1 protein-coding gene is annotated in these 1396 nt (G+C 68.8%); it reads right to left on the reverse strand.

All coding sequences use genetic code 11. The features are described from left to right. Positions 1-100: 100 nt before the first annotated feature. Positions 101-1126, reverse strand: a complete 1026-nt coding sequence (locus ACZ7GZ_RS43370; RefSeq protein ID WP_471033371.1) for an NAD(P)-dependent alcohol dehydrogenase — start codon at positions 1124-1126, stop codon at positions 101-103. Between the last annotated feature and the right edge of the window lie 270 nt (positions 1127-1396).

A 1396-nucleotide genomic window follows, 5' to 3' on the forward strand; every position in this document is an offset into this window, starting at 1 on the left:
CGACGTGCTGTGGGCGATGCTGCGTGACAAGAGGCTGTTCACCTCCGCCCCACCGGTCACGCAGACGGCTTGACACGATCATTGAGATTCTCCTGCGGTGTCAGGGAATGAGAATCGCTCGGCCGCGCACGGCGCCGGCGTCCAGGTCGTCGAGGGCCTGCTGGAAGCAGGCGAGGGGGTACCGCTGGGTGTGCAGGGCGACCTTGCCGCGTGCCGCCAGGACCATCAGCCCGGAGAGGTCGTTGTAGGACCCCACGAGGTTGCCGATGAAGTTGATCTCCGTGGAGATGACGTCGATCGTGGGCACGTGGAGGTGGCCGCCGTAGCCGATGACGTAGTAGTTGCCGTTGCGGCGCAGGCAGGCCACGCCCGTCTCGACGGCGCCGCCCTCACCGACGAAGTCGAGGACGGCCTCCGCGCCGTGCCCCGCGGTGAGGTCCCGCACACGGTCGGCCTCGCTGCCGTCCGCGACGAGCGTGTGGTCGGCGCCGAGTTCCTTGGCCAGCGCCAGGGCCTCGGGGCTGCGGTCGATGACGATCATCTCGACCGGCGACAGGGCCCGCAGCGCCTGAATGCCGATGTGTCCGAGTCCGCCGGCGCCGATGACCACGGCCTTGTCGCCGGGCCGCAGCACCCGGGCCGCCTTGGCGACGGCGTGGTACGCCGTGAGCCCGGCGTCGGCCAGAGCCGCCACCGAGGCCGGCTCGAGGGACGGGTCGAGGGGCACGACCGAGCGGGCGGTGGTCTTCAGGTACTCGGCGTAGCCCCCGTCGGTGTCGATCCCGGGGAAGGCCGAGTGCATGCAGTGCACGTCGTCGCCGGCGCGGCAGGCGCGGCACAGACCGCAGGTCACCAGCGGGTGCAGGATGACCGGGTCGCCGACCTTGAGGTGGGTGACGGCCTGCCCGACCTCCGCGACCCAGCCGGCGTTCTCGTGCCCGATCGTGTACGGGAGGCCGACCCCGCTCTTGTCCTTCCACTGTCCTTCGAGGATGTGCAGATCGGTCCGGCAGACCCCGGCGCCCCCGATCTTCACGATCACATCCAGCGGACCGGTGATCTGCGGGTCCGGCACGTCCACGAGCACGGGCGGCTCGTCGTACTCGATGACCTGCACGGCTTTCATGGCGGCTCCCTGCGAGTCGGCGGGTGAGTGGTGCGCCGATTACACAGGCCGCCGATCGCAGGTGGATGTCTCAGAATCCGTCCGCGGATGTCTCAATGTGATACACGTCGTAGGCGCCGGCGCGGCCGAGCTGGTCCAATCACCGCACCGAATGTGACGCGCGCCGCACGGGAGTGTTACTGACTTCAGCTCGTCGGGGTGAATCTTCACGAAGTCCCTGATGGGCATGGATGGGTGGCTGTATCCCGTGGTGTGTGAGGTATGCGGATG

Source organism: Streptomyces sp. NPDC037288 (assembly GCF_055603265.1).

What these genes read in the sequence shown, in the direction of transcription:
- ACZ7GZ_RS43370 (WP_471033371.1), bottom strand. Translation starts at nt 1,126, where the DNA reads ATGAAAGCCGTGCAGGTCATCGAGTACGACGAGCCGCCCGTGCTCGTG.